This is a genomic window from candidate division KSB1 bacterium, assembly GCA_034506335.1.
Taxonomy (GTDB): domain Bacteria; phylum Zhuqueibacterota; class Zhuqueibacteria; order JANLFK01; family Oleimicrobiaceae; genus Oleimicrobium.
In genome coordinates, this window is the sequence record JAPDPR010000020.1 from 24,670 (window position 1) to 29,887 (window position 5,218).

Here is a 5,218-nt window from a genome sequence, read left to right on the forward strand (position 1 = left end):
CGCACCCACGTTCCAGAACCTGCAAAGCGTGCCGGTGATGGTGTTGGGCGAAACAATTGCCGACGTCCCCATCACCTTGGGAAGTATCGACCCGTGCTTCTCCTGCACAGAACGCATGGAGACGGTGGATATTCGTTCCGGCGAGGTGAAAGTCTACACTAAGGCCGACCTTTTCCGCTTGTGCAAGGAGCGGTGGGGGAAGAAGTGATGGATTGCGGGCCCTTCACAGAGGAGGTCGGCTGAAAGGCGAAGGCGTGGAGGAATGATGGATTATAGTCTGGGCCAGATAGTAGGGCTGAGCGCGCTGCAAATTGCGATCGTGCTCTTGCTCTCTCCGCTGCTGGAGGGAATCATTAGGAAGCTCATCGCCTTCGTACATTCGCGCATCGGGCCTCCTCTGTACCAGCCATATTTGGACATACTCAAGTTATTGGGCAAAGAGGAGATTGCCAGCTCGCGCAGCTTCCTTTTCCGCTATTCGGCAGTGTTCGCGCTGTCTGCAGTGCTTACTGCCAGCCTGCTGGTGCCGATGTTCGGAAGACCCCCGTTGGGCTTTGCCGGCGAGGTCATCGTGTTTGTGTACCTGATTTCGGCGGTTGCAGTGATGATCTTCCTGAGCGGAGTGACTTCGGGTAGCCCCTATGGGTTGCTCGGCGCCGGGCGTGAAGTGATGATGGTGCTGACAGTGGAGCCGGTATTAGCCATTGCCCTCATCACCGCCGCGGTCAAGTCTGGGTCGATGATGTTCGGGGACATGGTCGCCTGGCAGCTCTCCCACCCGCCGGCGATTTCCATGCTCATCGTGGGTGTGGCACTGTTCTTGGCTATCGTTGCCCAGCTGGCACGGTTGCCGTTTGACATTGTAGAAGCAGACCAGGAGATCATGGAAGGGCCCTTTGTGGAGCAGAGCGGCCCCAAGCTGGCGTTGTTCAAATGGTCCTTCTACGCCAAACAGCTCATCTTTGCCTCTTTGCTGGTCTCGGTGTTCGTCCCTTGGCCGCACGTGGGCAAGCTATTCCTGGACCTACTTATTACGCTGGCCAAAGTTGTGGTGCTCCTGGTGTTGGTTGGTGTGGTGCACGCGGTCAACCCCCGATTGCGCATTGACCAGTCCATCCAGTTCTTTGGCTTGCTCATCTTTGTCTCTGCGGCAGGGCTTGCGTTCGCTTTGGTGGGTTCATAGCGTCGGACGGATTGCGTAGAGAACGGGTTATCATATAAAGGGAGCGCGATGTTCAGAGCCAAGTTCAAGGAAGCGGTCATCTGTTTCTCCAATCCGCGGGTCACCTTACCATACCCGTTGGGCCCGGGTGCGGAGCTGCCGGAGGGTTTTCGCGGCAAGATAACGGTCGACCAGACGCGGTGCATCGCCTGTGGAGGGTGCGCCAATGTGTGTCCCTCAAGGTTGATACGCATATACGATGAGGGCGAGCGGACACGCATGGAGTTTATCTTGGATCGTTGCACCTACTGTGGACGGTGCGCAGAGGTGTGCCCGGAGAAAGCCATCACGATGACCTTGGAGTTTGAGAACAGCACCGACCACAAAGAAGACCTGTACATTGAGCAGGAGCTGTACATGGCCACGTGCGCGCGGTGCGGCCGTTGCTTCGAAACGGATAACGCTATCGACAAGATCCCAGTGCGGCGACACCGGGAAGGGCGCAATTTTGTCGGCCCGTCTATGCCCCACGGGGGCCCTCGGCCCAACAAGAGGGAGTAGGCAATGCAAGGGAACATCCTGGTTACACTCAGCCTCGGCATTCTCATCACCTCGGTGGTGGCGGTAGAGCTGCGCAACCTGCGGAGCACGACGTTTTTCTACCTCTTCCACTCAATCTTGCTTTTTTCGATCATAACCGCTTACGCCTACTTGTCGAAGAATACGTCACTGTACCTCTGGTCAGCTACCTGCTTCTTGACCAAGATCATCCTCATCCCGACGCTCCTTTTCCAGTTTGCGCGCCGTTTCCCCACTCGCGAATACCGCCCCGTATTGGGGCATGGCATCTCGGTGCTGGCCATCGGTGTGCTTGTGGTGGTGTTCTTCCGCCTTTTCCAGAGCTATTCGTACTTGCTTGCGCCTGGCGAGGCAGCGCGCACCGAGCCGGTACGGTCGCTTTTGGCAGGTGCTTTCACTATTTTCTCCCTTGGCCTGTGGGCGCTGCTGACCCGCAGGGACGTGGTGAAAACGGTGTTGGGTCTGGCGTTGATGGAAAATGGCGTGCACCTGGTGCTTTTGGCCCTGGCACCACAACTTTCCGAGACGACTATGATCGGCATCCTCACCAATGTGGCTGCGGCGGTGCTGATTCTCCTGTACATTAGCAGCAACATCTACCAGGTCTTCGGTTCGACGGACTCTGCCAAGCTATCGGAACTCAAGCGATAGAGGTTAGCCCATGTCGGAAACGGTATCATCGGCACTACCCCTGATTCTTATCGTCTTGCCCATTCTCGGTGCCGTGTTTACCGCCCTGCTCAGCCTGGGCAGCGTGCGGGTGCCGCGCCATTACCTTGCCTTGGGAGTCATGGTGGTGGAGGTAATCCTCGCGGTGCGGCTGGCTACCATGGTCTGGTCCGGGCACCGCGTGACTGCCGTAGGAGAGGCAATTAGCGTCGACGGATTGAGCGCTCTGTTTACGGTGCTGGTTCCTTTGATGGTCACCCTCATTACCATCCAGTCGGCGCGGTACATGGCCAAGGAGCAGGCGAAGGGGGTGTTCTCGGAGGGGCGCTTAGGGTTGTACTATGCTCTCATTCAGCTTTTCACCGGCACAATGATGTGGACCGTGACCACCAACAACATGCTGATGCTGTTTGTAGCGATGGAGGGCTCCACTCTGGCCACCGCCCTGCTGGTCGCATTTTACCGAAGCAGGGCGGCATTGGAAGCCGGATACAAGTATGTGCTGTTGGTGGTAGTGGGGATGACGTTTGCGTTGTTCGGCATGGTGCTCATATTCGCCGCGGCGGCGCAATTCAGGACAGAAGGAATCCATGCCTTGCGGCTCACGGAGATTGGGATGGTAGCTCCCCGTATTCCCAAGAACATCGCTTTGCTGGCTATGGCTTTCTTGACTGCGGGTTTTGCCACCAAGGCTGGTCTTGTTCCTTTTCACGCTTGGTTGCCTGACGCCCACTCCGAAGCCCCCACGCCGGTCAGCGCCCTTTTGTCTGGTCTGATCATCAAGTTGGGGGCCTATGCGCTGTCGCGGACAGTCACGGTCTTTGCCCCCACCTATCATGCGGTCATCGTATTCATCGCCATATTGAGTTCGGCGAGCATGTTGGTGGGCATTTTCATGGCCTTGGTGCAGGACGACCTGAAACGCATGCTGGCGTTTTCCAGCGTGAGCCAAATCAGCTATGTGTTTGAGGGGTTGGGCTTAGGAACCTACGTCGGCATTTACGGCGGACTGTTTCATGTGGTCAACCATACCATTATCAAGGCCCTCCTCTTCTTGAGCGTCGGTGCGGTGATGTACGCTACCGGCGGGGCGCGTCGTATCTCGCGCTTGGGCGGTCTGGCAAAGAAGATGCCCATCACGGCCTTCTGTTTCTTTGTCGGCGCCTTGTCGCTGGGAGGACTTCCGCCGTTTAACGGGTTTGTGAGCAAGTTCACGATTTTTCTTGCCATCGGCGAGGAAAGGCTCTATTGGGCCATGGCCATCTCTGTGTTCACGGGGTTGCTGACCTTGGCTTGTTTGGTCTGGGCGGCCTACCGGGTGTTTTGGCGGCGGCCGCAAAGCACTGAGGGTGCAATGGAATTGGAGCAGGTCCGGGAGGTACCCCTCAGCATGCGGGTCAGTATTGTGGTGCTTGCTCTTTTCTGCATCCTTATCGGTGTCTACCCGCACATTCTGCACCCGGCCCTGGATGCCGCCACGCGGGCGGTATTGACCATCTGGGGCAAAGGCGTTGTGACCCCATGAACGACAGTCGTCGCACTCATTCTCTGAGGTGAACGGATGCTACGCAAACTTTGTCTGAAGGCTTTTCCCAAGGCGCTTTGGGTTTACCACACCAATGCCTCGGCATGCAACGGTTGCGACATTGAGATCATCAACGTGCTCACGCCGTACTACGACGCCGAGCGCTTTGGCATCAAGCTGGTAGGCTCGCCGCGACATGCGGATGTGTTGCTGGTGACCGGCTCAGTGAATAGGCAGATAGCGCCTTCCCTGCGGCGGCTGTACGAGGCCACGCCGAATCCCAAACTGGTCTTCGCCATCGGTTCTTGTGCGTGCGGCGGCGATGTGTTCTATGACAGCTACAACATCTACGGTGGCGTGGACAAGGTGATTCCTGTGGATTTCTACGTCCCTGGCTGTCCGCCGCGTCCCGAGGCAATTCTATATGGTGTAGCAGTGGCACTGGGTTTGGCGCCGAAAAAGGTGGCGCGCAAGATACTCACCGACTTTCCGAGCCTCGAGGAACTGGACATCCCCATGATTGGCACCAAGTGAGGCTTAGGGTCGGTCAGCATCTTTCAGCGCGCTTGTGTCGGATGTGCCCTTGGGTAGCGCCACGTGGGTGCATCCGATTTTTCTTTATTTGCAATTGGCCGCAAGTTTTGCTACATTTGTTCGCGGGAGCAAGAAGAGGTTAGGCCTCTATGCCGGTTGTCCAAACGATCCGGGACAAGTGCAAACGTTGCTACTCGTGCGTGCGCAACTGTCCGGCGCGTGCCATCAAGATCATCGAGGGCCAGGCCGAGGTCATCAAGGAGCGCTGCATTGGGTGTGGCAATTGTGTGCTTGTCTGTGCGCAGAAGGCCAAGAAGATCGAGAGTGGTATCGAACACACCGAAGAACTGCTCCGGAGCGGTAACCCTGTCTATGCGTTGTTAGCGCCTTCGTTCCCGGCCGCCTTTCCTGATGATCGGCCAGGGCAGCTTGTTTCTGCGCTCAGGCAACTGGGCTTTGCTAGAGTGGTGGAGGTAGCCGTCGGCGCGGACATGATCGCCAGGGAATATGCGCGTTTGTTCCGGCAGAGCTCCATGACCACTATTATCAGCACTCCATGCCCGGCGATTGTGGAGTTCATCCAGAAGTACCATCCGGCCCTCATCTTGCACATGGCTCCCATCGTGTCTCCCATGATTGCCACTGGGAGGGCTGTGAAAGCGATGTATGACCCCGACTGCCGACTTGTGTTTATCGGGCCGTGCATCGCCAAGAAAAAGGAGAAAGTCGATCAGAAAGTAGCTGGCGTC

At 57.1% G+C, this 5,218-nt stretch carries 7 protein-coding genes; all 7 read left to right on the plus strand.

Annotated features, from left to right (window positions below; translation table 11 throughout):
- The coding region (locus ONB25_07740) for a Fe-S-binding domain-containing protein (GenBank protein ID MDZ7392767.1) at positions 1-208 on the plus strand (208 nt) is incomplete at its 5' end.
- Between the two features lie 54 nt (positions 209-262).
- Entirely contained in the window at positions 263-1,183 is a 921-nt protein-coding gene (locus ONB25_07745; protein ID MDZ7392768.1) for an NADH-quinone oxidoreductase subunit H, read from the plus strand.
- A 48-nt stretch (positions 1,184-1,231) separates the two neighbouring features.
- Complete coding sequence (locus ONB25_07750; GenBank protein MDZ7392769.1) at positions 1,232-1,723, plus strand: 4Fe-4S binding protein; 492 nt, start codon at positions 1,232-1,234, stop codon at positions 1,721-1,723.
- Positions 1,724-1,726: 3 nt separating this feature from the next.
- On the plus strand, positions 1,727-2,392 hold the full coding sequence (locus ONB25_07755) for an NADH-quinone oxidoreductase subunit K (GenBank protein MDZ7392770.1): 666 nt from the start codon (positions 1,727-1,729) through the stop codon (positions 2,390-2,392).
- Between the two features lie 10 nt (positions 2,393-2,402).
- Positions 2,403-3,935 carry a proton-conducting transporter membrane subunit gene (locus tag ONB25_07760; protein ID MDZ7392771.1) on the plus strand — a complete coding sequence of 511 codons (1,533 nt, stop codon included), beginning with the start codon at positions 2,403-2,405 and terminating at the stop codon, positions 3,933-3,935.
- Positions 3,936-3,971: 36 nt separating this feature from the next.
- The gene (locus tag ONB25_07765) at positions 3,972-4,469 is read left to right on the plus strand and encodes an NADH-quinone oxidoreductase subunit B family protein (GenBank protein ID MDZ7392772.1); all 498 of its coding nucleotides are present in this window, start codon (positions 3,972-3,974) and stop codon (positions 4,467-4,469) included.
- Positions 4,470-4,618: 149 nt separating this feature from the next.
- Positions 4,619-5,218: 4Fe-4S binding protein (locus ONB25_07770; protein MDZ7392773.1), on the plus strand; the 600-nt coding region annotated here is incomplete at its 3' end.

What these genes read in the sequence shown, in the direction of transcription:
- ONB25_07765 (MDZ7392772.1), top strand. Translation starts at nt 3,972, where the DNA reads ATGCTACGCAAACTTTGTCTGAAGGCTTTTCCCAAGGCGCTTTGGGTT.
- ONB25_07745 (MDZ7392768.1), top strand. Translation starts at nt 263, where the DNA reads ATGATGGATTATAGTCTGGGCCAGATAGTAGGGCTGAGCGCGCTGCAA.
- ONB25_07750 (MDZ7392769.1), top strand. Translation starts at nt 1,232, where the DNA reads ATGTTCAGAGCCAAGTTCAAGGAAGCGGTCATCTGTTTCTCCAATCCG.
- ONB25_07755 (MDZ7392770.1), top strand. Translation starts at nt 1,727, where the DNA reads ATGCAAGGGAACATCCTGGTTACACTCAGCCTCGGCATTCTCATCACC.
- ONB25_07760 (MDZ7392771.1), top strand. Translation starts at nt 2,403, where the DNA reads ATGTCGGAAACGGTATCATCGGCACTACCCCTGATTCTTATCGTCTTG.